Origin of the sequence: Streptomyces odonnellii, assembly GCF_000981895.1 — a bacterium.
GTDB classification, from domain to species: Bacteria; Actinomycetota; Actinomycetes; order Streptomycetales; family Streptomycetaceae; genus Streptomyces; species Streptomyces odonnellii.
Genome location: NZ_LATD01000027.1, coordinates 52,833 through 78,091, shown reverse-complemented (window position 1 = coordinate 78,091; position 25,259 = coordinate 52,833). Strand labels below are relative to the sequence as shown.

24 protein-coding genes are annotated in these 25,259 nt (G+C 66.6%); 7 read left to right on the top strand and 17 right to left on the bottom strand.

Annotation, left to right across the window (positions count from 1 at the left end; genetic code table 11):
* Positions 1 to 97: 97 nt before the first annotated feature.
* The 3 genes from WH07_RS04235 to WH07_RS39565 all read right to left on the bottom strand — a co-directional run bounded on the left by WH07_RS04235 (position 98) and on the right by WH07_RS39565 (position 2,631).
* The gene (locus tag WH07_RS04235; RefSeq protein ID WP_046495369.1) at positions 98 to 1,303 is read right to left on the bottom strand and encodes a cytochrome P450; all 1,206 of its coding nucleotides are present in this window, start codon (positions 1,301 to 1,303) and stop codon (positions 98 to 100) included.
* A gap of 46 nt (positions 1,304 to 1,349) precedes the next feature.
* On the bottom strand, positions 1,350 to 2,126 hold the full coding sequence (locus WH07_RS04230) for an SDR family NAD(P)-dependent oxidoreductase (protein WP_046495367.1): 777 nt from the start codon (positions 2,124 to 2,126) through the stop codon (positions 1,350 to 1,352).
* A gap of 109 nt (positions 2,127 to 2,235) precedes the next feature.
* Entirely contained in the window at positions 2,236 to 2,631 is a 396-nt protein-coding gene (locus WH07_RS39565) for a nuclear transport factor 2 family protein (RefSeq protein WP_046495365.1), read from the bottom strand.
* Positions 2,632 to 2,794: 163 nt separating this feature from the next.
* On the opposite strand from WH07_RS39565, the gene WH07_RS36070 reads away from it, so the two are divergent.
* Positions 2,795 to 3,280, top strand: coding sequence for a VOC family protein (locus tag WH07_RS36070; RefSeq protein WP_157877214.1), 486 nt, complete (start codon positions 2,795 to 2,797; stop codon positions 3,278 to 3,280).
* Positions 3,277 to 3,747: a VOC family protein gene (locus tag WH07_RS04215; protein WP_046495363.1), complete on the top strand. Its 471-nt coding sequence runs from the start codon at positions 3,277 to 3,279 to the stop codon at positions 3,745 to 3,747. The genes WH07_RS36070 and WH07_RS04215 overlap by 4 nt, the downstream gene beginning before the upstream one ends.
* 82 nt (positions 3,748 to 3,829) lie before the next feature.
* Here the strand turns inward: WH07_RS04215 and WH07_RS04210 are convergent, their stop codons facing one another.
* The 7 genes from WH07_RS04210 to WH07_RS04180 all read right to left on the bottom strand — a co-directional run bounded on the left by WH07_RS04210 (position 3,830) and on the right by WH07_RS04180 (position 12,212).
* On the bottom strand, positions 3,830 to 4,594 hold the full coding sequence (locus WH07_RS04210; protein WP_046495361.1) for an enoyl-CoA hydratase/isomerase family protein: 765 nt from the start codon (positions 4,592 to 4,594) through the stop codon (positions 3,830 to 3,832).
* 55 nt (positions 4,595 to 4,649) lie between these two features.
* Complete coding sequence (locus WH07_RS04205; RefSeq protein ID WP_046495359.1) at positions 4,650 to 5,831, bottom strand: thiolase family protein; 1,182 nt, start codon at positions 5,829 to 5,831, stop codon at positions 4,650 to 4,652.
* A gap of 57 nt (positions 5,832 to 5,888) precedes the next feature.
* The gene (locus WH07_RS04200) at positions 5,889 to 6,746 is read right to left on the bottom strand and encodes a 3-hydroxybutyryl-CoA dehydrogenase (protein WP_046495357.1); all 858 of its coding nucleotides are present in this window, start codon (positions 6,744 to 6,746) and stop codon (positions 5,889 to 5,891) included.
* Between the two features lie 57 nt (positions 6,747 to 6,803).
* Positions 6,804 to 10,079, bottom strand: coding sequence for a fused isobutyryl-CoA mutase/GTPase IcmF (gene icmF / locus WH07_RS04195; protein WP_232788709.1), 3,276 nt, complete (start codon positions 10,077 to 10,079; stop codon positions 6,804 to 6,806).
* Positions 10,080 to 10,119: 40 nt separating this feature from the next.
* A complete protein-coding gene (locus tag WH07_RS04190) occupies positions 10,120 to 10,323 on the bottom strand; it encodes a ferredoxin (RefSeq protein WP_046495355.1) in 204 nt (67 codons plus the stop codon).
* Positions 10,320 to 10,634, bottom strand: coding sequence for a hypothetical protein (locus tag WH07_RS04185; protein ID WP_046495353.1), 315 nt, complete (start codon positions 10,632 to 10,634; stop codon positions 10,320 to 10,322). The genes WH07_RS04190 and WH07_RS04185 overlap by 4 nt, the downstream gene beginning before the upstream one ends.
* A 480-nt stretch (positions 10,635 to 11,114) precedes the next feature.
* Positions 11,115 to 12,212: a zinc-dependent alcohol dehydrogenase gene (locus WH07_RS04180; protein WP_046495352.1), complete on the bottom strand. Its 1,098-nt coding sequence runs from the start codon at positions 12,210 to 12,212 to the stop codon at positions 11,115 to 11,117.
* Positions 12,213 to 12,692: 480 nt separating this feature from the next.
* On the opposite strand from WH07_RS04180, the gene WH07_RS04175 reads away from it, so the two are divergent.
* Positions 12,693 to 13,478: an enoyl-CoA hydratase/isomerase family protein gene (locus tag WH07_RS04175; protein WP_046495350.1), complete on the top strand. Its 786-nt coding sequence runs from the start codon at positions 12,693 to 12,695 to the stop codon at positions 13,476 to 13,478.
* Positions 13,479 to 13,547: 69 nt separating this feature from the next.
* Here WH07_RS04175 and WH07_RS36065 read toward each other — a convergent pair whose 3' ends face one another.
* The 3 genes from WH07_RS36065 to WH07_RS04160 form a co-directional block, all read right to left on the bottom strand.
* Positions 13,548 to 14,477 (bottom strand): NAD(P)-dependent oxidoreductase, encoded by a 930-nt coding sequence (locus tag WH07_RS36065; protein ID WP_052744241.1) that lies wholly within the window; start codon positions 14,475 to 14,477, stop codon positions 13,548 to 13,550.
* Positions 14,474 to 16,000 carry an aldehyde dehydrogenase family protein gene (locus WH07_RS04165; protein ID WP_052744240.1) on the bottom strand — a complete coding sequence of 509 codons (1,527 nt, stop codon included), beginning with the start codon at positions 15,998 to 16,000 and terminating at the stop codon, positions 14,474 to 14,476. The genes WH07_RS36065 and WH07_RS04165 overlap by 4 nt, the downstream gene beginning before the upstream one ends.
* Before the next feature lie 157 nt (positions 16,001 to 16,157).
* Positions 16,158 to 16,931 carry an SDR family NAD(P)-dependent oxidoreductase gene (locus WH07_RS04160; RefSeq protein ID WP_157877211.1) on the bottom strand — a complete coding sequence of 258 codons (774 nt, stop codon included), beginning with the start codon at positions 16,929 to 16,931 and terminating at the stop codon, positions 16,158 to 16,160.
* Between the two features lie 548 nt (positions 16,932 to 17,479).
* Between WH07_RS04160 and WH07_RS04155 the strand changes: the two genes are divergently transcribed.
* On the top strand, positions 17,480 to 18,214 hold the full coding sequence (locus WH07_RS04155) for an SDR family NAD(P)-dependent oxidoreductase (protein ID WP_106409502.1): 735 nt from the start codon (positions 17,480 to 17,482) through the stop codon (positions 18,212 to 18,214).
* A 97-nt stretch (positions 18,215 to 18,311) separates the two neighbouring features.
* A complete protein-coding gene (locus tag WH07_RS04150) occupies positions 18,312 to 18,872 on the top strand; it encodes a cysteine hydrolase family protein (RefSeq protein WP_046495346.1) in 561 nt (186 codons plus the stop codon).
* 566 nt (positions 18,873 to 19,438) lie between these two features.
* Here the strand turns inward: WH07_RS04150 and dmpG are convergent.
* From dmpG to WH07_RS04135, 3 genes are read right to left on the bottom strand one after another with little or no spacing between them, the layout of a single operon-like run.
* Entirely contained in the window at positions 19,439 to 20,467 is a 1,029-nt protein-coding gene (gene dmpG / locus WH07_RS04145) for a 4-hydroxy-2-oxovalerate aldolase (protein WP_046495344.1), read from the bottom strand.
* Positions 20,464 to 21,360, bottom strand: a complete 897-nt coding sequence (locus WH07_RS04140; protein ID WP_046495409.1) for an acetaldehyde dehydrogenase (acetylating) — start codon at positions 21,358 to 21,360, stop codon at positions 20,464 to 20,466. The genes dmpG and WH07_RS04140 overlap by 4 nt, the downstream gene beginning before the upstream one ends.
* 59 nt (positions 21,361 to 21,419) lie before the next feature.
* Positions 21,420 to 22,274 (bottom strand): 2-keto-4-pentenoate hydratase, encoded by an 855-nt coding sequence (locus WH07_RS04135; RefSeq protein ID WP_046495342.1) that lies wholly within the window; start codon positions 22,272 to 22,274, stop codon positions 21,420 to 21,422.
* A gap of 98 nt (positions 22,275 to 22,372) precedes the next feature.
* Between WH07_RS04135 and WH07_RS04130 the strand changes: the two genes are divergently transcribed.
* Positions 22,373 to 23,155, top strand: coding sequence for an IclR family transcriptional regulator (locus tag WH07_RS04130; protein WP_046495407.1), 783 nt, complete (start codon positions 22,373 to 22,375; stop codon positions 23,153 to 23,155).
* 76 nt (positions 23,156 to 23,231) lie between these two features.
* Here the strand turns inward: WH07_RS04130 and WH07_RS04125 are convergent, their stop codons facing one another.
* Positions 23,232 to 23,981 carry a FadR/GntR family transcriptional regulator gene (locus WH07_RS04125; RefSeq protein WP_046495340.1) on the bottom strand — a complete coding sequence of 250 codons (750 nt, stop codon included), beginning with the start codon at positions 23,979 to 23,981 and terminating at the stop codon, positions 23,232 to 23,234.
* Between the two features lie 307 nt (positions 23,982 to 24,288).
* Here WH07_RS04125 and WH07_RS04120 point away from each other — a divergent pair, with 307 nt between their 5' ends.
* Entirely contained in the window at positions 24,289 to 25,116 is an 828-nt protein-coding gene (locus WH07_RS04120; protein WP_046495339.1) for a TauD/TfdA dioxygenase family protein, read from the top strand.
* The last annotated feature ends 143 nt before the right edge of the window (positions 25,117 to 25,259 follow it).

The following is a 25,259-nucleotide window of genomic DNA, read 5'->3' as shown; positions in this document are numbered from 1 at the left end:
GGAGGATGGAGCCATGGCGGAGCCCTGGTGACTGACGACAACGCCGCGAGGCGCGGTGCCAGGGCACGCGAGCCCGGCGAGATCCAAACGAGAGGCCCTAGTTCTGGAACGTGACCGTCACATCGGTCCACGCGTTGATGAGCCGTGAAGGCAGGCGGCTCTGGCTGTTGACCGTGACCGAGCTGAACCTCTGGACCAGTTCCTCGAACAGCACGCGCAGTTCCATGCGTGCGAGGCCGGCACCGATGCAGACGTGCTGTCCGAAGCCGAAAGACAGCTGCTGCTGCTCCATCGCACGGTCCACGGCGAACACATCCGGATCGGGAAAGGCATCCGGATCCCGGTTCGCGGCGGCGTACAGCATGAAGATCCGCTGGCCTTCGGTCAGCTTGGTGGAACGGATCTCGGTATCCTGCGTCAGGGTGCGGCCGAATCCGCGGACCGGGGTCACCCAACGGAGGAACTCCTCGACCGCCCGCTTGACCCGCGTCGGGTCCTCGGTGAGCTTCGCCATCTCGGCGGGGTGCTCGGCCAGGGCTATGAGTGCCCCGTTCATGGTGTTGCGGGTGGTCTCGTTGCCCGCCGTCATGATGCCCGCGAGCATCATGTGCACGGTCTCATTGCTGATCTTCCCCGCTGCACGCGCCAGTTCGAGCGTGGTCAGGAGATCTTCCTGAGGGTTCTCGCGCCGTTCGGCGAGCTTCTCCTCGAAGTAGATCCCCATGGGCTCCAGGGAGCCGGCAATTGCGGCCAGGCCTTCTGCGTCCGTGGCAGCGGACATGTCGACGATCGCGTCGCTCCACTCCTTGATCCGGTCGAGGTCCTCGATGGGGAGCCCGATGAGCAGTGCGATCACGATCAGCGGGAACGGTTCTGCGATCAGTTCCGACCAGTTGACGGGCTCGTCGGCTTGGATCTTGTTGAGCCGCTCGACGCAGAGCTGACGCGCCGCGCTCTCCATGCGGGTCACTGCCTGCGGGCCGAAGGGAGGGATCATGATGCGGCGGTGGTCGTTGTGGCGCGGCGGATCCAGCAGCGCAAAGTTCTCGGCGTTCGCCGGGAAGAAGGACTTGACGATGTCGCCGTACCTGAAGTCGTTGAGCAGAATCCCGTCGTTGCTGGTGAACAGCGCCGGCGAGCTGCCGACCTTGCGCACGTCGCCGTAGGTGGACACCACCCACATGTCCAGCGGCTCGTAGTAGAACAGGGGCGCCTCCTCACGCAGCCGCCTCAGGACGGGGTGGGGGTCCCCGACGAAGAAGTCGGGGTCTTCGAGCCGCAGCTCGTCGGCCAGGGATGCCATTTCACTTCTCCTCTTGTGGAACGTGGTTGGTGATGTGCTGACCGGCTCAGTGGACTGCCGAGGCGCCACCGTCGATCCACAGCGTCGAGCCGGTGATGTACGCCGCGTCCTCGCTGAGGAGGAAGCAGATCGCCTCGGCGATCTCCTCCGGCCGGGCAAGGCGCTTGATGAGCTGAGTGCCGGAAACGGCCTCTTGGAGCATGCGTTCACCCTCTGCTCCGGGCGGCATCATGCTCCGCGGCATGTTGGTGTCCACCGCGCCGGGTCCGATGCCGCAGACGCGGATACCGCGCTCGGCGAACTCGGCTGCGTACACCTGCGTGAGGTAGGCGTTTGCCGCCTTGCTGGCGCCGTACAGGCCAAGGCCGGGATGCACGTGGCGGGCCGAGCTCGAATTGACGTTCACGATGACGCCCTGGTCGGTGAGCCGGGGCAGCAGGGCTCGCGACATCACGAGCATCCCGCCGACATTGACTCGGAAGATCCGCTCCAGATCGGCGAGGTCACACTCCGCAAGAGGCTTGGACAGCGTGACTCCCGCATTGTTCACGAGAGCGTCGAAGGCACCTCCCCAGACAGCGGCGCGGCGCTCGAGCACCTCGACGGCGGCATCATGGTCGGTGCAGTCCAGGGCCTCGGCCGCCACCTCGACCGCCGAGGCTTCGGCCTGGATGAGCCTGGCGGTTTCCTCCAGGCCGTCGGCATCCAGGTCGATGCACAGGACGCTGGCGCCGTGCGAGGCCGCCTTCCGTGCGATCGCGCGGCCGATCCCTGCGCCGGCGCCGGTCACAACGATGCGCCTGTCTGCAAGGCTGCGGGACATGAGATCTCCTCTCGGGCCTTGCCCGTGAGACATCAATGCGGGTGGAAGCCGAGTGGTGGATGCTGTTCAGTCCGGGCCTCGTCGGCGGCTGCGGCACGGCATGTGGCCTTCAGGCCCCGATCACCCGGCTCGCGTGCAGGGTGTCGTGGTACTCCCTGGCTTCCACGATCTTCCCGTCGTCCACGACGAACAGGAAGTGGAACTGGTTTTGGTACATCGCTCCACTGGTCGTGGGACCGCCGGCCTCGACCTCGACGGCGACGCGCTTCCCCTCAGCGGTGATCCCGACGATCTCGGCGACGATCGGGGCCGCCAGGGCTGGTGCCACCTTCTCGGCCAGCACCGCCTGGACACCCTTGCGGTCATACCTGCCGCCGATCGACCACTCCCGGCCCGCGATCCAAAAGTCCACGTCAGGAGCGACGCGCTCATAGGCCTCGGTGTACTTGCCGCCGTTGAGGTCCGCGAAGAACCCGACGACGACGTCCTTGGGGGTCTCACCCATAGGAGCCTCCTGAAAACATGCCCATAATATGCAATGTAGGCAAGGTAGCTGCGAGGAGCCCTCACAACAAGACCTCATTGCCGGGAAGTTAAGTGAGCTCCAGAAACTCGCTCCGCGACACCACGGGTAGACGCGATCGCCACCCCCGCTTAACATGCTTAACATGCCTATAGAATCCACCTCGCCTCGCCAGATCTGGCACGTGGGCTTCATCGTGGACCAGCTCGAGCCCGCCATGGACGAGCTGTCGGCCGCCCTCGGGCTCCGCTGGGCGGACATCCACCACATCAAGGGGCAGCACCTCGAGGGCCCGGCCGGTGAGCGGTATCTGCTGGAGACCCGGGTGGTCTTCTCACTCGACCTGCCGCTGTCGATCGAGCTCATCGAGCCCTCTCCGGGTACTCCCAACGTCCGGCGCGGTGATTCCGCCTTTCACCACCTCGGGTACTGGTCGGACGACCTCGTCGCCGAGGAACAGCATCTGGACGGTCTGGCGATGCCCTGCGTTGCCTTCCGCGTGGACGACGACACGGACCTCCGCCGCATCATGCTCACGCAGGGGCCCTACGACGTCCTGCTGGAGTCGACCAACGTGCTGACCTCCCGGCCCGGACTCGAACACTTCTATCCCAAGGAGGCGGTCCAGTGATCTGGCACGTCGCGTTCGCCGTCGACAACCTTGAGGAAGGCATGGAGCAGTTCGGCTCCGCCCTGCACTTGGACTGGCTCCCCATCAAGAACTTCTCCGGTGAGAGCGTGCTCGCAGACGGCACGCCCTATCTGCTCAAGACGCGGCTGACGTTCGCGACGGCCGGGCCGTGCGCGCTCGAGCTGTTCGAACGAGTGCCCGGCACCCCCAACGAGCCCGCCCAGGGAACAGCCTTCCATCACATGGGGTACTGGACCAGCGACCTGAGCAAGGAACGGGACAGGCTCGAGGAGTGCGGCTGGTTCCACCAGGGCGGGCCTGTCACTCCGGATTCCCGCGCCGCCTTCTTCGCCAGTTCGCTGGGCATCTTCTTCGAAGCATGCAACTCGACGATCCCGCGGCCGGGCCTCGACAAGTACTACCCCGGCGGCCCCACCGGGGTTCGCCAGCCCGACCAGCTGCTCTGAGCAGCAGCGACGCCTGGGTACACGAGGGCCGCGACCGGTCAACCGGTCGCGGCCCCGGTGTTTCCCCGCGCTCAGGCCGAGGTCAGCCTCGTTGCCGGGTCGCGAAGGATTCAAGGATCGAAGCGGCGTCCGCGGTGCCGCTCGCCTCGGCGATCACGTCCGCTTCCTCCGCTCCGATCTCCTCCCGTGTCGCCTCCCTCAGCCGCAGGAGCCGTTTGGCCTGCCCGAGAGCGAACCCCGGGCCCGCCGCGAGCTGCTCGCCGAGCGAGCGAACGCGTGCCTCCAGCTCCTCGTCGTCCACCACTTCGGTAACCACGCCCCACTGATAGGCCTCCTCGGCTGTGAGAGTGCGGCCCGTCAGGGCGAGATCCAGTGCACGGACCTGGCCAATGGCGCGCGGCAAGAGGTACGACACTCCGCAATCAGGGGTGAGCCCGACCCCGGCATAAGCCAGGCGGAACTTGGTCGACCTGGCCGACACGATCACGTCGCAGCTGAGCATCAGGGCCACTCCAGCACCCGCCACGGCTCCCTGGACCGCCCCAACGACAGGCTTGGGCAGCACGGCGAGCCGTTGAAGGGCGTGGTCGAAGGTTGTCGCCAGCTCGTGCACATACGCCGAGCGGTCCGGCGCAGCGATCATCGCCATGACGTCCCCTCCAGCGCAGAACCGCGGCCCTTCACCGCTCACAAGCACGGCCCGCACGTCCTGCCCGGCCGCACGGTCCACCGCCTCGCCGAAGGCCTGAGCGGTAGGCAGGTCGATCGCGTTTGCCCGCGTGGGCCTGCCCAGGACTATGTGGGCGATCCCCTTGCAGAGTTCGTAGCGGACGGGGCCCTCTGTCATAGCGCACTCGCTTCCTGACCGGCGCTCCTGCCGGCCGCGGTTGGTCTCACGACGGTCAGACGCGCCGGAACAGCGCGGCGAGCGCCTGGCCGCCGCCGATGCACATCGTGACCACGCCCAGCTCCAGGTCACGGCGGACGAGTTCCTTGGCCACTCGTAGGGTGAGGATGGCGCCGGTGGCACCGACGGGGTGGCCGAGCGCGATCGCTCCGCCGTAAGGATTGGTCTTTTCGGGATCGAGTCCCGCGTCGCGGATCACCGCGACCGCCTGCGACGCGAAGGCTTCATTGAGTTCGACCATGTCGATGTCCGACGGGGAGGTACCCGTCATCCTGAACAACTTCTGCAGCGCGAGGACCGGTGCGTACCCCATCAGTTCGGGCTCCATCGCCGCGGTCGCCACCGCTTCCAGCGCCACCAGGGGGGAAAGCCCGCGTTCTGCGGCGATCGATTCCCGGGCCAGCACCAGCGCTGCTCCCCCGTCGTTGACGCCGGAGGCATTGCCGGCGGTGACCGTACCGTCCGTCCGGAAGGCCGGGCGCAGCCCGGACAGCACCTCCACGGTCGTGTTCGGCTTGGGGTGTTCGTCGGTTTCGATGGACACCGGCTTGCGCCCGCCGCTCTGGACCGGCGTGATCTCTTCGGAGAACGCCAGCTGGGCGTCCGGGCGGGCAGCCCGCCTCTGGGACTCCGCCGCGAACTCGTCCTGTTCCCGCCGGGTCACGCCGTACTTCGCTGCCACGTTCTCCGCGGTGATACCCATGTGTGTGCCATGGAAGGGATCGGTCAGCATCATCACCGTGCCGTCGAACAGTGTCCGGTCGCCCAGCCGATAGCCGGAGCGGGCACCGAAGTCGTAGAACGGCATCCGAGTCATGTTCTCGTCCCCGCCCGCCAGGGCGATGTCCACGCCGCCCCATCGCATCTGCATCGCGGCCGACCACACCGCCTGCAGGCCGCTCCCGCAGAGCCGGTTGACCGTGTATGCCGGTGTGCTCTTCGGCAGGCCGGCTGCCAGGGCCACTCGGCGCGCGTTGTAGGCGTCCGGCCCGACCTGGCCGATACAGCCCATCACGACCTCGTCGATGTCCCCGGGGGCCACCCTCGCTCGAGCCAGTGCCTCCTGCGCCGCGACGGCGCCGAGTTGGTCTGCGGGGACATCACGGAACACTCCCCCGAAGCTGCCGATGGGAGTGCGCGCGCCATCGATGATGAGCACCTTTTCCTGGGACTCCATAGTGTTCCGTGCCTTTCAGCGTGCGGTGTGTAGGTGGAGCAGCCGGCGCCGGCCTGCTCAGTACGGGTAGAAGCCCTGACCGCTCTTGCGGCCGAGGTGCCCTGCTGTGACCATGCGACGCAGCAGCGCCGGGGGGGCGTACAGCGGCTCCTTGAACTCCTCGTACAGTGATTCGGCCACCGACTGGGCGGTGTCCAGGCCGATGAGGTCGAGCAGGCGGAGCGGGCCCATCGGGTGTGCGCAACCAAGCTCCATGCCACGGTCGATGTCCACCGGACTCGCTGCGCCTGCCTCCACCATCCGCACGGCGGCCAGCAGATAAGGCACGAGCAGGGCATTCACCACGAAGCCGGACTGGTCGGGTGCCTGGATGGCCTGCTTGTCCAGCTGCTCCGCCACGAACCGGCGGGCCACGGTGAGGGTTTCCTGGCTGGTGGTCAGGGCGGGAATCAGTTCGACCAGAGGTTGGACCGGTACCGGGTTGAAGAAGTGCATGCCCACCACCCGCTCAGGTCGGCCGGTGACGGTGGCGAGGTCGATCACGGGTATGGAGGAGGTGTTGGTGGCGAGGATTGCCTGCGGATCAGCGATGACCTTGTCGAGTGTCTTGAACAGGTCAGTCTTGAGGTCACGGCGTTCGGCGATGGCCTCGATGACCAGCTGACGGTCCGCCAGGTCGTCGAGATCACTGGTGAACGTCAGGTGGGACAGCGCCTGATCGCGCTCTTCCGCGGTCAGCTTGGCCCGGCGCACGCCTTGGGCGAGGGAAGCTGTGATGCGCTCACGGCCCGAGACGGCGGCTTCGGGGGTGGCCTCGGCGACCAGGACGTCCAGGCCTTGGCGGGCGGCGACTTCGGCGATGCCCGAGCCCATGAGGCCGCAGCCGACAACGCCGAGGCGGGAGATGTATTCCATGGCAAGTCCTTGGGTGAGGGGAGCAAGGAGAAGGTGTGCGCGGGCGGAGCCTCGAGATCAGACGTTTCGGCGGTACTCGCCGCCCACCTTGAAGAAGGTTTCGGTGATCTGTTGGAGGGAGCAGACCCGGGCGGCGTCCATGAGGACAGCGAACAGGTTGCCTCCGCCGGCGGCGGCGTCATGGAGGGCCGCGAGGGCGGCTTGAGCCTCCTCGCGGTGGCGGCCCTGGAAGTCGCGCACCCGGGCGAGCTGGGATCGCTTTTCCTCTTCGGTGGCACGGGCCAGTTCCGTGGCCGCCTGACCCGCCGCGGCGTCGGCCTGAGGGCTACGGAAGGTGTTGACTCCGATGATGGGCAGCGTGCCGTCGTGCTTGCGCTGCTCGTAGAGCATCGACTCGTCCTGGATTCGACCACGTTGGTAACCGGTTTCCATGGCTCCGAGCACTCCGCCGCGCTCGCTGATGCGCTCGAACTCGTCGAGGACGGCCTGCTCAAGAAGGTCGGTGAGCTCGTCGATGATGTACGCGCCCTGGAGCGGGTTCTCATTCATGGCCAGGCCCCACTCGCGGTTGATGATGAGCTGGATCGCCAGGGCCCGGCGCACCGATGCCTCGGTGGGAGTGGTCACTGCCTCGTCGTAGGCGTTGGTGTGCAGGCTGTTGCAGTTGTCGTAGAGGGCGATGAGTGCCTGGAGGGTGGTGCGGATGTCGTTGAAATGCATCTCCTGGGCGTGCAGGGAGCGGCCGGAGGTCTGGACGTGATACTTGAGTTTCTGGCTGCGCTCGTTCGCGCCGTAGCGCTCGCGCATGGCCACTGCCCAGATCCGCCGTGCGACTCGGCCGAGGACGGCGTATTCCGGATCCATGCCGTTGGAGAAGAAGAACGACAGGTTGGGTGCGAAGTCGTCGATGTTCATGCCGCGCGCCAGATACGCCTCCACGTAGGTGAAGCCGTTGGCGAGGGTGAGGGCGAGCTGGGTGATGGGGTTGGCACCGGCTTCGGCTATGTGGTAGCCGGAGACCGATACCGAGTAGAAGTTGCGCACACCTTCGGAGATGAACCACTCCTGGATGTCGGCCATCATGCGCAGGCTGAACTCGGTGGAGAACAGACACGTGTTCTGGCCCTGGTCCTCCTTGAGGATGTCCGCCTGCACGGTGCCGCGCACCGATGCCAGGGTCCGGGCGCGGAGTTCCTTCCGCTCGTCGTTTGCAGGTTCACGGCCGTGCTCGGTCCGGAAGGCGTCAAGCTGCTGGTCGATGGCGGTGTTGAGGAAGAACGCGAGGATGGTCGGGGCCGGTCCGTTGATGGTCATGGATACCGAGGTGGTCGGCGCCAAGAGGTCGAACCCGTCGTACAGGGCCTTCATGTCCTCAAGGGTGGCCACGGACACACCGGAGGTGCCGATCTTGCCGTAGATGTCAGGACGTTCGTCCGGGTCCCGGCCGTAGAGGGTGACCGAGTCGAAGGCGGTGGACAGCCGGGTGGCCTCTGCGTCCTTGGAGAGGTAGTGGAAACGGCGGTTGGTGCGCTGCGGGTCACCCTCGCCGGCAAACATGCGTGCCGGGTCCTCGCCTTCCCTCTTGAACGGGAAAACGCCGGCGGTGAACGGGAAGGAACCCGGCAGGTTCTCGGCACGCAGGTAGCGAAGCAGTTCACCGTGGTCCGTGAAGCGCGGTAGGGCTACGCGGGGGATGCGGGTTCCGGATTGCGATTCGCGGACCAGCGTGGTGCGCAGTTCGCGTCCGCGTACCGTGGCAACCAGCTCGTCCTCACCATAGGCCGCGGCGGTGGCCGGCCACTGCTCAAGCAGGCGGCGGGCCTGCGCAGGCAGGTTCTCGCGCGCATCGTCGAGCAGTTGGTCAAGGTCGCTCGTGGACGCTCCGGCAGCGGCCAGCTCGTCGTGCACGGTGGCCAACCGCTGAACGCGGCGGGCCTGTTCGGCCTGAATGGCGGTCTGCGCGTGGTAGCGACGCACCGTCTCGGCGACCTCGGCCAGGTAGCGTACGCGGGACGACGGAACGATCTGGGCGGCGCCGCTGGAGTGGCGTGTCGACACCTGGGGCAGTGTCCCGGGCTCCACCGGCAAGCTGTGCGCGACCAGGAGATCGCGCAGGTGCTGGTAGAGGGCGGTGACGCCGTCGTCGTAGAAGGTCGCCGCGCTGGTACCGAACACCGGCATGTCCTCAGGCTGTGAGCTGAACGCCTGCCTGTTGCGCAGCAGTTGGCGCCGCACGTCGCGAAGCGCGTCAGCGGCACCGCGCCGCTCGAACTTGTTGACTGCCACCACATCGACGAAGTCGAGCATGTCGATCTTCTCCAACTGAGTGGCGGCACCGAACTCCGGCGTCATCACGTACAGCGACACATCGGCGTGGGGGACGATGGCCGCGTCGCCCTGACCGATTCCTGGGGTTTCCACGATCACGAGATCGTGGCCGGCCGCCCGGCAGGCAGTGATGATCTCGGCCAAGGCCTCGGGGACCTCATGCGCCCCGCGAGTGGACAGTGAGCGGAAGAAGACCCGGTCACCGCCCAGGGCGTTCATCCGGATCCGGTCACCCAGCAGCGCGCCACCACCGCGTCGTCGACTGGGGTCAATGGCCAACACCGCTATGGAGAGCTTGTCCTGCTGGTCCAAGCGCAGCCGACGGACCAACTCGTCGGTGAGCGAGGACTTGCCGGATCCGCCGGTGCCGGTGATTCCCAGTACCGGAGCTGATCGCTTCGCCGCCGCCTGGCGCAAGGCGCGCAACTGGTCCTGCGCCACCGACCCGGTTTCCAGCCCGCTGATCATCCGGGCCAGAGCCAGGGGGGATCCGGCAATGACGGCCGCCGGATCGACCGGCTCCTGCTCCCACAGCGCGACATCGCACGCCTCGATCATGGAGTTGACCATGCGCGCCAGGCCGAGCCGCTGTCCGTCCTCCGGGGTGAAGATCCGCACCCCGGATCGGGCCAGCCGCTCCACCTCCTCGGGAACGATGACCCCGCCCCCGCCGCCGAACACGCGGACGTGCCCGGCGCCACGCTCACGCAGCAGCGCCACCAAGTATTCGAAGTACTCCACGTGACCGCCCTGGTAGGAGGAGATCGCCACGCCTTGGGCGTCCTCTTCCAGTACGGCGTCCACCACTTCCGACACCGCCCGGTTGTGGCCCAGGTGTACGACCTCCGCGCCTTGGGACTGCAGGATCCGGCGCATGATGTTGATCGCGGCGTCGTGCCCGTCGAACAGACTCGACGCGGTGACGAACCGCACCGGATGCTTGGGCCGGTACAGCGGCTCATCCGTGCTGCCAACGGACACCGGTTCCTCCAGAGTGCCGCCCACCAGGCGGCAGAGATCGGGAATCGAAAGGGCGAGCGCTCACTTACTGGTCGCGGAGCGCGAGCGCGAGCGTGGGGCAGGCCTCGACGGCCTCATTCACCGCGGTGTCGGATGCGCCGACTTGAGCGTTGAGCACGTCGACGAGACCGTCCGTCACAGCGAAGTGGTCGGGTGCGATGTAGGCGCACATGCCAGAACCCATGCAGACGGAGCGGTCGGCCGCGATCCGGCCCTCTTTTTCGGTCACCACGCCTCCTCGTTATCGCGGTCCTGTCCGATCCCTTGACGCTCGAACCAGACCATCCATAACTTAATCATAATATCCAGGAACCGGGGCGGCTGGAACATGACAACCGCCACATCTGCCACACCGCCCCGATCGAGGACGCGCCACTCGGAACTGCGCCGCGTCCTCGCGCCCGCCTTCTCTGCCGAGGCGCTGGCGAACGCCGGAGGACCGCTGACAACGTACGTCCGCGACCTGGTCGACGGGATCGCCGCAGGCGAGGTCGTCGACTGGATCAGGTACGCCAGCCTGGTGCCGATCAGCGCGGCCACGCGGCTGATCGGACTGCCGCACAGCGACGTGGATCGTGTGCAGTTCTGGAGCGATGAGCTGGAGAAGCTCGGCGGCGACCTGTCGTTCGAGGAACTCCGGGCCGCCACGTCTGCGCCGGCTCCCGCCTCGTCCGCCTTCAGGCTCCGATCGTGCTCAACGCACTGCTCGATCGCTTCTCGCGCGTCGAACTGGCCGGCGATGCCACACCGGTGGTCCACGTGATCCGCAACGGCTGGTCCGCCATGCCCGTCACGTTCCGCGTATAAGGGAAAGAGCCTCGCGCCAGTCCACTGCGCCGGCCTCTGAAGGATCGGGCATAGGTGCTGGAGTTGCCGGGGAGCTTGCTGAAGTGGCCGCGGTGTCGCGGGAGCCATCGTCAACATCGCCCCGGTGAACGGCTCCTTCGCACATCGTGGCTTGTCGGGCTACGGCCAGCGTGACGCACACGCCTTCGGTGGAACGGCGGCCCTCCGCCGGGCTCATTGGCTCATTTCGCCCGGCTCAACGCGCACGTGCAGGGGCTTGTCAGCATCCGGCAGGGACAGCGACTCGACCGCCACAGCTGTCTCCTCCAGCGGATAGGCCTTCGACGGGATGAGGCTGAGATCCAGCTCTCCACTTTCCAGGGCAGAAACGGCGCGGCGCAACGATTTCTCCGTCTTGCTCCATGGGCCGGTCACCGTCAACCTGCGACTTACAAGCGTGTCGATTTCGAGGTCGATCGATCGCCCTCGCCCCTTGATCCCAGCAAGGACAAGCCTGCCACCAGATTCAAGAGCGCAAAGAGCCTGCTCCACTGCGGACGTCGAGTGCGGGGTCGTATCGATCACCACGTTAGGGCGGTAACCAAGACGGTCCCTCAGTTCGGTCTCGTCCTGCGTCTGGACGACGAGAGAGGTGTGCACGCCCATGCGCTCGGCGAGTTCAAGGCGGCCTCGGTCCTGCTGCAGCCCGACCATGGTGACGTGCTCCCCGCCCAGGAAGACCGCCACCAGGGCGCAGGCAAAGCCCCGCGGTCCGGCGCCGAGCACAGCTACCCGCGACCTTTCGTCGGCCTGCCCGGCCTCACCCGTCCACTCGAAGCCGTTGGCCAATGGATTGTGGAAGGCCACGGCGGCTGTGGAGACTTGCGGTGAGATCGGAATCAGGGTCGCTCGCGGGTCAAGGTACAGGTGCGTGGCGAGACCGCCCCAGAGTCCGGGGGCCTGGTCGGGGGACAGCGTTCCATACGATGCGGAACGACAGTCTCGCCCTGCTGCGCATTCTCCACAATGGCCGCACCTGAGAGCTGAATTGACCACAACGCGGTCTCCCACATTCACGCCCCACCGAGCTCGCGCAACCTCCCCCAGTGCGACGATCCGGCCGACGGGCTCGTGACCGAGGGTCATCGGCAGGGGGTATCCGTCGAGGGTGCCCGCGTAGAACTCGGCGTCCGAGCCGCAGATGCCGTTGACCTCCACCTCCAGCAGCCCGTCCTCCTCGCCGAGCTCCGGCAGGGGGAACTCTCGGATCTCCAGTTGCCGCGGTCCGGTCACGATGGCGGCGCGGGCCTGGCCGGGTGCGTGCTTGGACATACACTCCGCCTCTCAAATATAAATATTATGCGCATGCATTTCCGGTGTCGCAAGGGCTTGCTTCACAGGCCGTAACGCTGGACCAGCGATCGAAAGTGCGCGGCCGTCAGGACCAAAACAGAGGGGGACACCTATGCATCCACCACAGGAGCCACGCTCGCAGCCGTACGGACAGAGCGACCGACGAGGTCGCTGCCGGCTGCGAGGACGAGCGATACGCATGACCGCCGGACGGATACCCGCCCTACCGCCGCCCCCTTCGTCGCCATCACGCCCCTGACCGACCACGCGGCGGGCCGCCAGTCACGGCAGGGTCACCCAGTCGACAGTCGACCAGGCGGAACATGATCGCCGCAGCCGCCACCGAGGTCGCATACGCGTCATGGCCAGCGCCAGCTCGACTGCTGGCACAGGTGGGGTGATCTTCGTGTCCACCTTGCCACGCCAGCATACACTCAGGCTATCTGAACAGGTTACCTGATGAGTGAGGTGTTCGAAGTGGAGTTGTTGATCGACGACGCAGGCGGCGTACGCCGCCTGACGCTTAACCGGCCGCGCGTGATGAACGCCCTCTCCACAGCACTGCAAGAACAGCTCGTGGAGGCTCTGCTGGCAGCCGATGCAGACCCTGCGATCTCGGTCGTCGTGGTGACCGGCCATGGGGATCGCGCTTTCTGCTCAGGCGTCGACATCAAGGAATTGAACGCCCTCGGCGACCGAGGCTGGCGGGGGCCCTACGCACAGCCGAACAAGAGCGTGTGGCAGGTTCTGGCGGAGATGTCGAAGCCGACCATCGCGTCCGTGAACGGCCTTGCGGTGGGTGGTGGCTTCGAACTCGTGCTGGCCTGTGACCTGGTCGTCGCCGCAAAGGGTGTACGGGTGGGCCTGCCCGAGGCGAGGCTCGGCCTGGCCGCCTCGTTCGCGTCCGCCCAGCTGGCTCGCCGGGTGCCCCACGGAGTGGCGAGCGAGATGCTGTTCACCGGAGCGCTGGGAACGGTGGACGATCTCGCGCAATGGGGGCTCGTGCAGCGCTTGGTGGAACGAGAGGACCTCGAAAAGGTGACCACCGATCTGGCAAGCGCCATCGCCCGGAACGCTCCTCTCAGCCTTCGTCGCATGAAGGCCACCATGACCAAGAGCACCAGCCTGCCGTTGATGAGTGCTGTCACCTTGGGCTCTGGCCCCGACCCGTACACCTCCGAGGACCGGCTGGAAGGGATCAAGGCCTTCAACGAGAAGCGGTCACCCCGCTGGTCCGGGCGGTAGGCCGGCGCGATCACGCCGTCGAGTGGCATGCGGCTCCGCCCACCGAACGCCGGTGGGCGGAGCCGCATATCAGGCGCCGGCGCACTCGGGATGGACGCCGGCCTCGCGGAACGGAGGGATGAGCTCAAGGCTGCACACGGTGCACCTCGGAATGGGTGTGACGTCACCGAGGCTGTCCAGATAGCGGTCCCGCTCGGCCACCTTGCCCAGCAGCGTCTCGGCCGCCACCGTGGCGAGAGGCAGCAGCAGACCGGCCCGGCCTCCGGCAGTGGCGAACGAGGCGATGTCCTTGTGCATCACCTCGTGCGCGGGCGCGGTGCCCGGTGCCGCGGTACGTCGGAGTCGGTCGTGGAATCCCCATGTGCGCACGGCTCGGGAGTCGGCTGAGCTGGTGGTGAGGACGGAGCTGAGCGCATCCTCGGTGATGCCGTAGGCACGGACGAACTCCATGGCCTCCGTCTGCAGCGCGAAGCCCGCGATCGTCATGAAGTTGACGGCGAGCTTCATCGCAGACCCGGCTCCAGCGCGCCCCGCGTGGAAGATGTCCCGCCCGATGGCGTCGAAGATCCCCGACAGGTCAGCGACGACATCATCGTTCCCACCCACCATGACAGTGAGGTCTCCTGTGCGCGCACGGGCGACCCCGCCGGCCACAGCTGCGTCGACGACAGCGACCTGGCGGGGGGCGAGCCGTTCCGACAGCGCCTGGACGAACATCGGCGTGACGGTGCTGTGGATGACGAGGGTGCGCGGGAGGCCGGCGGAAGCCACCTCGTCGGCAACCTCACTCACCTGCTGCTCGTTGAGTACCACTACTCCGACAACGTCTGCCTGCTGGGCAAGTTCCTTGATCGAGGGGGCGCTGTGGGCACCCTGCTCCACGAGCTTCTCAGCCGCCTCGGGCCGGATGTCGTAGACGTACGTGTCGAACCCGGCGCGGTTGATCGCCATAGCGATCTGCGCGCCCATGTTCCCCAGACCGATGACTCCGACCTTCATGGGTGACTCCTGCCGTTCGTAGTGGGCGTTGCCGGATGTTCAGACAGATATGCGGGGTGGCCGACCGCGGATCGGGCACGGTGGGTCGTCGAAAAGTCGATGGCCTTCACCCGGCAAAAGGCTGCCAAGTCGAAGGGGCTGTCAGGCAGGGGCCCGACACCGTCCAGGTACGTCGGCGCCCCGTTTACGCGGACCACGTCCGTGTGCAGGTGCCCGGCCGCTATGAGTGCCGCCTGATCGTCGCTTGCCCAGACATCGCGAGGTCCACCGTGGGGTGCCGCGTCCGCAAGGGCGACCGCGTGGGCTGGGCCGTCATGGCCCATGACGCAGAGAATGGGCCCTGCCTTCTCGTACCCGGCCACAGCCATGGCCTCGTCGACTCCGCTCAAGACGGTGAGAGGCACGAAGTAACCCCTTTGAGTGATGGGCGAGGGCGGGCCGCCCACGATGGCGCGTGCTCCCTCCCGAACCGCACTCTCGACGAGGTCCAGGGACGCGACTTGTTGCCCCCTGGTCGCAAGCGGCGGCAGCGCCGCAGCAGGCTCTTGAGCGGTGCTCCGGTCCCGGAGGCGTCGCCACGCCAGTTCCTCTGCCTGCTCCAGCGCGCGGCGCGGGACCAGAAGACGGCCTGGCGCCGAAGCGCCCTTGGACCACCGTCGTAGACAGTCGTCCACAGCAAAGTCCACCGCAGCCGCCATGCGTGCTTCGTCGAGAAGGACAACGGCTGTTCCGCTGCCGCCGCGCAGAACCAGGCCTTTGCCGTTATCTGCTGTCAGGCGGACCACTTGCGCGGCGATCTCCCTGGACCCACTGAACGCGAGTAGGTCGATCCGCGGGTGCGCTGCCAGGGCCGCCCCCACCACGTGGCCGAGCCCGGGAACCACGTTAAGAACCCCCGGGGGAAGTCCTGCCTGCTGAAACAGCTCGGCCACCAGGAATGCGGTGAGGGGGGTCAATGTCGAAGGCTTCAGAACCACGGTGCAACCTGAGAGCAATGCTGCGCTTACGGTGCCGACCACCTCGGTAAGGGGTTGCTCGCACGGGGTGATCACCCCGACGACGCCTGCGGGTTCGCGGACGACAGCTCTTCTCCCGTCGAACTCCTGCCACGCCGTCCCTACAGCGCGCTTGCACAGATCCCTGAGGAGCGCGTGGCACTGTTGTACGGATTCCAGCACCACGCTGGGGAGGGCGCCCCATTCCGTGCTCGCGAGTTGCACAAAGTCCTGCTCGCGCGCCTGGAGCAGTTTCCCCGCATTGGCGACCATGCCGACTCGCCGAGCCGCCGGGAGTTGCGCCCACCCCGGCATGGTTCGCGCTGCGGCGTCGACGGCCCGGTCAGCTTCCAGGGCGGTACCCGCCGGCACCCTCCCGATTGCCTCTTCGGTGATCGGGTTCCGCACGATCAAGGTTTTGTCGTTTTGCGTGTCCGCCCACTGGCCGTTGATGAGGACACCGGTCGTAAAGGGCCCGTCCGCCGTGGGTGTGTGCCGAAAACGACTCACACACTGTTGGTACGTCATGTGTCGGTCTTTCAACTGGGATGGCTCACGCAGGGAAGGCGCAGATGCTCTCGGATGCCACTCGACGGTGGCGGAGGGTAGGCCGGGTTCCGCCGCCACTGCCTCAGCTTTGGTCGGACCAGCCGCACGGTAAGGCGTGGGATGGGACTTGGGTCGGTTAGCCCGAGCAGCGGCAGGACGCGCATGCGCTCGACCACCCTCCGTCCGCGGTGACGATCGCCCCGTTGACGTAGGAGGCCTCGTCCGAGCCGAGCCACGAGATGACCGTGGCGATCTCGTCCGCCTGGCCCTTGGGGGGCATCGTGGCCTTGGCCAAGCCGGCACGGTCAAAGGCCCAGCCGCTGCGGTCCGACGACTTGTGCATCTCCGAGTGCACGCCTCCGGGGAGCACTGCATTGGACCTGATGCCATGGGGTCCGTAGTACCAGGCGATGCTCTTCACCAGACCGAGGACACCGTGCTTGGTGGTGGCATAGCTGAAGCCGGCGGGGCCGGCCCCCAGCGAGGCGCGGGAGCCCACAGTGACTATCGCTCCTCCGCCGTCCGCAAGCATGAGCCGCAGGACGGCTCGGCACACACGCATCACGCCGGTGAGGTTGACATCGACGACGCGGGACCAGGTCTCGTCATCGAGATCGCCGAGCGGCAGGTACCCGTCCATCACGCCGGCGGCGTTGACCAACAGGTCAACGCGCGGACCGGTCCGGGCCATCAGGTTGTCCACCTCCTGCTGCTGGGAGATGTCCGCTCGGGCGAGTTGGACGTCCAGCCCTTGTTCCGCAAAGAACGCGGCTGCTTCGGCGCGCGACCGCTCATGCACGTTGCATCCGATCACCGTGGCGCCCTCGCGGGCCAGCCGGGCAGCTGTCGCTCGACCGATCCCGCTCGCCGCGCCGGTGACAACGGCGACCTTCCCGGCGTGCCTTTGCACGTCCAATGCCTCCACCTCTCATTGACCAGCGATCGTGGCGGCCCGTCGGCGAGGCGACCTCGGCCCTCCCAGGAACCGATAACGCGGTGCACACGGGCGGTGAGGCGAGGAAAGACCCAGGCGCCGTGGAGGTCAGGCGCATCCTCGCTCAGCCCCACGCGGATCCACGCTTCGTGGAGTACGGAGGAAGACCACCCAGGCCTGCGACTCCTCTGGCACAAAAGTTCATGGAAGCCCTCGCAGATGAGTCTGTCCGCAGCCTTCAAGTAGGCCATATCCTGCTGACCATGCATATGGTTGTCAATATTTTTGCAACGGTTGCAGTTGGAGGCGGAGCTTCGACCGGCGGCTTCATGCGGACACATTGACTCTTCGCCCACGGCGGCCTTACCTTGCAAGCCCAAGAAACAGACCTACGATAGGCATATTTAAGTCATCACGCGCCGTGCGCAGGGACAGCGCTGGACGCCGGGACAAGGAGGCCGCGATGGCTCGCCCTCAGGACCAATCCGAGAGCAGCGTGGAGTCGCCCCAGACCGGCGCAGGCGGTGGCCGCCTGCGCGGGCGTATCGCGCTTGTCTCCGGCGGAGGGGGTGGAATCGGGCGCGCCGTCGCCCAGCTCTTCGTCGATCTGCGATCTCACCGGCTCGGAAGGGAAGGCCGCGGCCCAGTCCCTGGGCCCCGCGGCAGAGTTCACCGCCACCGACGTTCGCGAGCCGGTCCAGTGGAAGCAGGCCGTCGACGCCTGCCGATCGCACTTCGACGCTGCACCTGACATCCTGGTACACACGGCGGGGATCATGGTGGGTGGAGCGGTCGACACTTGCAGGCCGGAGGACCTCGAACGCTCTCTCGCCGTCAACACCATGGGCACGCTGCATGGCATCCAAGCCGTGGCTCCCGGCATGCGCGAGGGCCACAAGGGCTCGATCGTCGTGGTGACCTCCATGGCAGGCGTGACGTTCGGGTGCCCCGGGCTGGCTCCTTACTCCGCGAGCAAGGCGGCGATGGCGGCACTGGTCCGGTGCGCCGCGCTCGACTTCGCGAACTCCGGTATCCGTATCAACTCTGTAGTGCCGGGCCAGGTGGACACACCCATGTCCCGTGCCTTCATGAGCAGCGTGGGGCCGGACTTCTTCGCCAAGATGCCGATCCCGCGGAGCGGACAGCCTCGCGACATCGCCCACGCGGCGCTCTACCTGGCCTCAGATGAGAGCTCATGGGTGACCGGCACCGACCTTCTGGTCGACGGAGGCATGGAGGCCGGACCGGTGCTCGGCTGATCCGACGCCCGGTTTCCTCCCCATAAGGGCGCCAGGCCCTCACCGATTCACCCGCTTGGCAACCGAACCAGCGGAACAGCACAGAGAGGAAAGACTCATGAGCGACGAGGCTCTGCTCGTCATGGACTTCCAGCCGGCCGTCCTCGGGGCGGTCGGCGGAGATGAGAGCCCCGCTCTCGCCGCGGCGACGAAGGCCGTAACGGCCGCACGCAAGGCGAAGGTGCCTGTCGTCTTCGTACGCGTGGCGTTCCGCCCCGGGTACCCGGAGCTCAACCCCACCAACAAGGGCATGGCCCCGCTGTCCGGATACGGTGACGTCTTCGTCGAGACCGAGCCGACCACGCAGGTCCACCCCGCCCTGGGAGCCACGGCCAAGGACATCGTGGTCATCAAGCGCCGTGTCAGCGCCTTCGCCGGCAGCGACCTATCGGCAGTACTGGCAGGCCTGGGGCCCTCCCGGCTCGTGCTGGCCGGACTCGTCACCAGCGGAGTCGTACTCTCCACCGTTCGAGAGGCCAGCGACGCCGACTTCGAGATCACGGTGCTCTCCGACGCGTGCGCGGATCCCGACGCCGAGGTGCATCAGGTCCTGATGAACAAGGTCTTCCCGGCTCAGGCGGACGTTCTCTCCGTCAAGGAGTGGGCCGACACGCTCTGAGGGACAACGAAAGGGTTCGGTTCGGTCCGCTGTCGGATGCCGGCGGTTTGATCCGGCCCCTTTCATGAGTCGGCTCCCAAGACCTGGTTACGGTCTTGGGAGCCGACTCATGTGGGGGCAGGTGTTGTGTTGACACCTCGGCGGTGGGGCCTACGGAGTTGGTGCAGTGGCCGATCCGGCGATCGTCAAGGCAAGCCGGCCCCCGTCCGTAGGCGGGACAGGGAACCACCGTGGAGCGCTGACCGCCTGGCAGGCCACAAGAACGCTGCGCGGCCGGATCAGCTTCGTACGCGCACAAGGTTGGTCAGTGGCGGGAGCCGTCGGTTTGGCAGAACGGGAGCATCAGATCCGGTTCGCGGCCCGCGCGGATTTGAATTTCAGCCCCACCTCATCGGCACCGAAACGTCTCGCTCGGTGCCCGTATTCAGCGCCCAGACACGCATCAGGCCCAACTGGTTGATCGCCTTTCGTGCCGCAGGCACCCCCTGCGGCACGAAAGGCGATGACCCGCCTCGGACTCGCCGGCATCATCCAGCATAGAACCGGGCCTCATCGCTGCCGTAACGTCAGCCGTCGCTGCTGTTCCGTCCGGCCACAAGATCGAGGGCGATGTCGACGATCATGTCTTCCTGGCCACCGACCAACCCCCTCTGTCCGGCTTCCATGAGGATGGTGCGCACATCGATGCCGTACCGGGCGCCGGCGACTTCCGCGTGCCTGAGGAAACTGGAGTAGACGCCGGCGTAGCCCAGGGTCAGCGTCTCCCTGTCCACTCTGACCGGTCGGTCCTGCAGGGGGCGCACCAGGTCGTCCGCGGCGTCCTGGAGCGCGAACACGTCACAGCCGTGCTTCCACCCCAGCAGATCGGCCACGGCAACGAAGGCTTCGATCGGGCAGTTGCCGGCTCCGGCGCCGTGCCCTGCGAGTGAGGCGTCGACGCGGAAGACTCCGTTTTCGACCGCCACGACGGAGTTCGCCACCGAGAGCGAAAGGTTCTCGTGGGCGTGAATCCCGATCTCCGTAGTGCTGTCGAGGACATCGCGGTACGCCCGGACGCGGTCACGGACCCCGTCCATGGTCAGCCTGCCTCCGGAGTCTGTGACGTACACGCAGTGCGCGCCGTAGCTCTCCATGAGCTTGGCCTGCTCGGCCAGTTCCGCGGGCGGAGCCATGTGGCTCATCATCAGGAAGCCCGCGACGTCCATCCCGATCTCGCGCGCGGTGGCGATGTGCTGGGCCGAGACATCAGCCTCGGTGCAGTGTGTCGCGATCCGCACCGACCGCACCCCCAAGTCGTGGGCGTGCTTGAGATCTTCGATCGTCCCGACGCCTGGCAAGAGCAGCGTGGTCAGGCGTGCGCGGTTGATGTGGGCAGATGCCGCCTCAATCCATTCCCAGTCGCTGTTGGATCCGGGGCCGTAGTTGAGTGTGCTGCCGGCGAGGCCATCACCGTGCGCGACCTCGATCGCGTCGACTCCGGCCGCGTCGAGGGCCGCGACGATGCGGCCGACGTCCTGCGGACTGATGCGATGCCGGACGGCATGCATCCCGTCGCGCAAGGTGACGTCCTGGACGAACAGGTTCACCTGGCTCATCGCGGGCTCTCCTCCTGCTGGGCGATCCGCTCGGCCACCTGAAGCCCGGCGGAGGTCATGATGTCAAGGTTCCCGGCGTAGGCAGGCAGGTAGTGGGCCGCGCCCTCCACCTCGAGGAACACGGAAACACGGTGCGTGGGACGGCTCTTGGAACCGGAGGCGAGAAGGGTGTGCACCGGCTGGTCCTCGGGAATCGGGTCGATCTGCACCGCCTGCTTGAGCCGGTATCCGGGTACGTAGGCGGCGACGTCGCCGACCATCTTGGCGACTGAAGAGCGGATCCGTTCGTGGGTGGCCACGTCCTCGGCTTCGACCAGGCAGAAGACGGTGTCGCGCATGATGAGGGGCGGCTCGGCCGGGTTCAGGATGATGACGGCCTTGCCGCGCTCCGCGTTGGCGACGGTCTGGATGGCGTGCGAGGTCGTCTCGGTGAACTCGTCGATGTTGGCGCGCGTGCCGGGGCCGGCCGAGCGTGACGCGATAGAGGCGACGATCTCCGCGTACGCCACCGGAACCACCCGGGAGACGGCCGCAACGATCGGGATGGTGGCCTGTCCTCCGCACGTCACCATGTTCACGTTCGGCGCGTCGATGTGTTCGTCGAGGTTGACCGCGGGTACGACGAACGGGCCGATCGCGGCCGGCGTGAGGTCGATCAGTCGCTTTCCGAGCGGAGCCAGCTTGGCGTGGTTGTCGACGTGTGCCTTGGCGGAGGTCGCATCAAAGATGATCTTGATGTCCGAGAAGCCGGGCATGGCCATCAGGCCTTCGACGCCCTCGTGAGTGGTGGGAACCTTGAGGCGGGCGGCGCGTGCCAGCCCGTCGGAGGCCGGATCGATCCCGACCATCGCCCCCATCTCCAAGTGCTTGGAATGACGGATCACCTTGATCATCAGATCTGTCCCGATGTTTCCGGAACCGATGATCGCAACCTTGGTCTTCTGCGTGTCAGTCACTCGCTTACCTCCTGCTGCGGGCCGGTGGCACCGACGGTGAAAGTGGCGGAGACGGTCCCGAGCGGTTTGATGGTCGCCTTCGCTGTCGAGCCAGGTCGTACGGGGCCGAGCGGGCCGAGGGACCCGGAGAGAATGATCTGGCCGGCGGTCAGCGGGTCGCCGAACTCCCGCGCCCGCTTGGCCAGCCACGCAAGGGCATTGAGTGGATCGCCCAGGCAGGCGGCTCCGTCTCCCGAGGCCACCAACTCGTCATCGACCGTCAGCCCCATGATCACGTCGACTGGTTCGAATTCCTCCAGCGTGCGCTGCTGGGTGCCCAGTACGTAAAGGCCGCTGGAGGCGTTGTCAGCGACGGTGTCGGCAAAGGAGATGTCCCAGTCGGTGATCCGGCTGTCGACGATTTCAAGAGCCGGCACGGCGTAGGCGACGGCCGCTCGGCACTGGGCAACATCCAGGGGGCCATCCGCCAGGTCCGCCTCCAGCACGAAAGCCACCTCGGCCTCGACCCGCGGCTGGAGCAGGCGGTCCATCGGGATGACATCGCCATCGCTGTACTGCATGTCGGCATAGAGCACCCCGAAGTCGGGCTGGTCCACACCGAGTTGGACCTGTACGGCCTCGGAGGTGGCCCCGATCTTGCGGCCGGCTGTGGCCGTGCCGTGGGCGCGGAGCTGATTGAACATCTGCTGGATTCGGTATGCGGCGGCGATGTCGTCCGGACCGATCAGGTCACGGACCGGTGCACAGGTCACGCCGGTCGACGCGGCTGTGGCCAGCCGGTCGGCAGCCTCAGCGATCACCGAGTCCGATACTGGCGACTGCCCCGGGCCGAGAGCTTGCTCAGGCGACATGCGGAACTCCTTCTTTCGTCCTCCCAGTGCACATGCCGATCTGTCCGTGCCGCCATGGCTGTGGTCCACTGAGTGGACCGGAACGCCAAGAGGTGCCCATGCCCGACACACGTCCAGACGACGACCGCTCCGTGCTGAGCAGGACGATGCGCATCCTGCAGTCTTTTCGCGCCGAGGACCGGGGGGTGGGGCTGTCCGAGCTGACGCGCCGGACGGGGCTGCCCAAGGCGACCGTCCACCGCATCGCCCAGGATCTGGTGGCGGCCAGAATGCTCGCCGCCACGGAACGCGGCTATCGCCTGGGCCGGGGACTGTTCGAACTGGGCATGCTGGCCGCCCCCGAGCGAAGCCTCATCGAGGTGGCCATCCCGTTCATGCAGGACCTGTTCCTGCGCACCCACGAGACGGTCCACCTCGGGATCCTCGAAGGCACCGAGGTTGTTTACATCTCGAAGATCGGCGGTCACCGGCAGGCGCCCACGCCCACGCGCCTCGGCGGGCGGATGCCGCTCTACTGCACAGCCATCGGCAAGGCGCTATTGGCCCACGCCCCTCAGCAGATTGTCGACGAGGTACTGTCCGGACCTCTCGATCGACGGACACCCCGCACGGTGGTGGCGCCGGGCCTTCTTCGTGGGCAGTTGGAACAAGTCGTCGAGCTGGGTGTGGCCTATGAGTACGAGGAATCCATGCCGGGCATCGCATGCATCGCCGCCGCGGTCCTGGATGCCAACGACCGGCCGCTCGCCGCCATTTCCGTCGCCGGACCGTCAACGAGGTTCCGGCCCGACAAGCACTCGACGTCGGTTCGGGCGGCTGCGGCGGGAACGGCCTCCATCCTGGCTCGCCGCAGACTGACCGCCCTACCCGACGAAAACTGAGAGCGGCCACACCGCGCCTCTCGACTCAAGAGGGCGAAGCGCAGCGGCCGCACACACGCCAGAGCGATGACCCTGGTCAGCGCTCCATCCGCGTCCCTGGCGCCACGAGCGATGACCACTGGACAGGCTGGCGCGACAGTTCGCGGTACGCCGCCATCCAGGAGGCACGGCCCTCCTCGAGATGAACCCGCATGGCCTCCTCCGCAGCCTCCGGGTCTCGCGCCCGGAGCGCCTTGAGCAGGTTGCGGTGAGCCTCGAGCGCCAGCACCCGATGACCATGCGTGAAGTCGCCGGCGACCACCCCGAACGCCACGCCGTCAGCCACCGATTCAAGTGCCGCGCAGAACAACTCGAGCAACGGACTGTTGGCCGCCGATGCGATCAGTTCATGGAACCTGAAGTTCTCCTCACGGAACAGCTGGCGGTCGTCGATATCGGAGGCCATCCGGTCATTTGACGCCGCCATGGCCGCCAACGTCTCATCGTCCATATTGTCCGCCGCCATGCGCGCCAGCCTGGGCTCGAGCGCCTGCCGGGCCGCGAAGACTTCGGAGAACGGCACGCCTTCGAACTGCATCAGCAGAGTCAGCGCTTCCCCGAGGTCCGACGCCCGTGGGCGTCTGACGACAGGACCTCCGTCCCGTCCAGGCCGGACGGTGAGAACGCCTCGGCTCTCCAAGAGCCGTAGCGCCTCCCGCAGCGTGCTGCGACCGACGCCATAGGTCTCAAGCATCTCGCGCTCGGTGGGAAGCCTGGTCCCCTCAGGCAGTCGCTCGGACACGATCTGCTTGGTGATCTCGCGCGCCACGATCTCGGACTGCTTCATCGGTCTCTGCACGGGACCGGCCACAATGATTCCCCTTCCCACTGACTCCGCTCATCTTACTCTGACACCTGTGATCACCAATGGCAGATATTCGGTCCGGGCGGTATAGGGCGCGGAGCCCGTTGACGCTGGATCTGTCCGGGATTTCGCTCCTCCCAACCCTTGCCAGAGCGCGAAACCCTTCTTAATATGATCAGCAATGATCGTTCAGGTCACCTGAACGTCAGCTGTCGCAGCCCAGCCCGACACCCGTCGCTCCGCCTTCCCCCGGAGCGGTGTCGAGGCACCACCCAAGGAAGGCACCCTCATGAAGGCAGTCCCGCTCAACGGCAACATCGGCGTCGAGCTCCAGGATCTGGACATGTCGAAGCCCTTCGACACGGAGGAGGTCGCAGTCCTGCGCCACGCCTTCGACAACGGCGGCGTCCTGCTCGTCCGCGGCCAGAAGCTCGCTGACGAGGACCAGGACCGTTTCGTGACCACCCTGGGCGACCTGCACACATTCCGCTGGGGCACGACCGTCGAATACCTCTCCAACGTCCTCAAGGACAACCCAAGCCTCGCCGGCAGCCGCCGTCTGCTCTTCCACAACGACGGCGCCTACCGCGAGGACGTCGCAGCCGGCACCTGCCTGTACGCCCAGGACGTCTCGCCGACCTCGCCGCCCACCGCCTTCGCCAATACCGTGCGCGCCCACGAGAACCTGCCTGAGGACATCAAGGCCAAGATCGAGAACCTGCACGCGTACAACATGTTCGACCCCAACGACAAGGATGCCGAGCAGAAGCGGATGCGGCTGTCCGACTACCCCGAGGGCTCCGACCTGTCGGACATCCAGGCCACAGAGCACCCGATTGTGATCACCATCCCGCACACCGGCAAGAAGGCACTCTTCGTCAACGAGTTCAACACCAGCCACATCGTTGAGTACGGTCCGAACTCCGAAGAAGGGGAGGAACTGCTGCAGACGCTCTTCGCCGCGCTGTACGACGAGTCCAACATTTACACCCACCACTACGAGGTCGACGACCTCGTGCTGTTCAACAACCGGACCGTTCAGCACGCCCGCACCGGCCAGATCGACCACAACCCCCGCACACTGCGCCGGCTCGTCCTCAAGAGCCTCAACTGGTGAGTTCTTTCCCGCTATGGCTCCTCGACGTACAGCGTCGCGGGTCCGGACGGCTTCTCGACCACGGCGAAGAACATCGGGTGCTGCACCCATCGCCCATCGCCTGCTGAGCAGCCTGGCCCGACACGGACAGGCCACCTCCCCAA

Coding starts and splice junctions, on each gene's coding strand:
- WH07_RS04235 (WP_046495369.1), bottom strand. CDS start 1,303: ATGGCATCCCTGGCCGACGAGCTGCGGCTCGAAGACCCCGACTTCTTC.
- WH07_RS04230 (WP_046495367.1), bottom strand. CDS start 2,126: ATGTCCCGCAGCCTTGCAGACAGGCGCATCGTTGTGACCGGCGCCGGC.
- WH07_RS39565 (WP_046495365.1), bottom strand. CDS start 2,631: ATGGGTGAGACCCCCAAGGACGTCGTCGTCGGGTTCTTCGCGGACCTC.
- WH07_RS36070 (WP_157877214.1), top strand. CDS start 2,795: ATGCCTATAGAATCCACCTCGCCTCGCCAGATCTGGCACGTGGGCTTC.
- WH07_RS04210 (WP_046495361.1), bottom strand. CDS start 4,594: ATGACAGAGGGCCCCGTCCGCTACGAACTCTGCAAGGGGATCGCCCAC.
- WH07_RS04205 (WP_046495359.1), bottom strand. CDS start 5,831: ATGGAGTCCCAGGAAAAGGTGCTCATCATCGATGGCGCGCGCACTCCC.
- WH07_RS04200 (WP_046495357.1), bottom strand. CDS start 6,746: ATGGAATACATCTCCCGCCTCGGCGTTGTCGGCTGCGGCCTCATGGGC.
- WH07_RS04180 (WP_046495352.1), bottom strand. CDS start 12,212: ATGTCCAAGCACGCACCCGGCCAGGCCCGCGCCGCCATCGTGACCGGA.
- WH07_RS04175 (WP_046495350.1), top strand. CDS start 12,693: ATGAGTGAGGTGTTCGAAGTGGAGTTGTTGATCGACGACGCAGGCGGC.
- WH07_RS36065 (WP_052744241.1), bottom strand. CDS start 14,477: ATGAAGGTCGGAGTCATCGGTCTGGGGAACATGGGCGCGCAGATCGCT.
- WH07_RS04165 (WP_052744240.1), bottom strand. CDS start 16,000: ATGACGTACCAACAGTGTGTGAGTCGTTTTCGGCACACACCCACGGCG.
- WH07_RS04150 (WP_046495346.1), top strand. CDS start 18,312: ATGAGCGACGAGGCTCTGCTCGTCATGGACTTCCAGCCGGCCGTCCTC.
- dmpG (WP_046495344.1), bottom strand. CDS start 20,467: ATGAGCCAGGTGAACCTGTTCGTCCAGGACGTCACCTTGCGCGACGGG.
- WH07_RS04140 (WP_046495409.1), bottom strand. CDS start 21,360: ATGATCAAGGTGATCCGTCATTCCAAGCACTTGGAGATGGGGGCGATG.
- WH07_RS04135 (WP_046495342.1), bottom strand. CDS start 22,274: ATGTCGCCTGAGCAAGCTCTCGGCCCGGGGCAGTCGCCAGTATCGGAC.
- WH07_RS04130 (WP_046495407.1), top strand. CDS start 22,373: ATGCCCGACACACGTCCAGACGACGACCGCTCCGTGCTGAGCAGGACG.
- WH07_RS04125 (WP_046495340.1), bottom strand. CDS start 23,981: ATGAAGCAGTCCGAGATCGTGGCGCGCGAGATCACCAAGCAGATCGTG.
- WH07_RS04120 (WP_046495339.1), top strand. CDS start 24,289: ATGAAGGCAGTCCCGCTCAACGGCAACATCGGCGTCGAGCTCCAGGAT.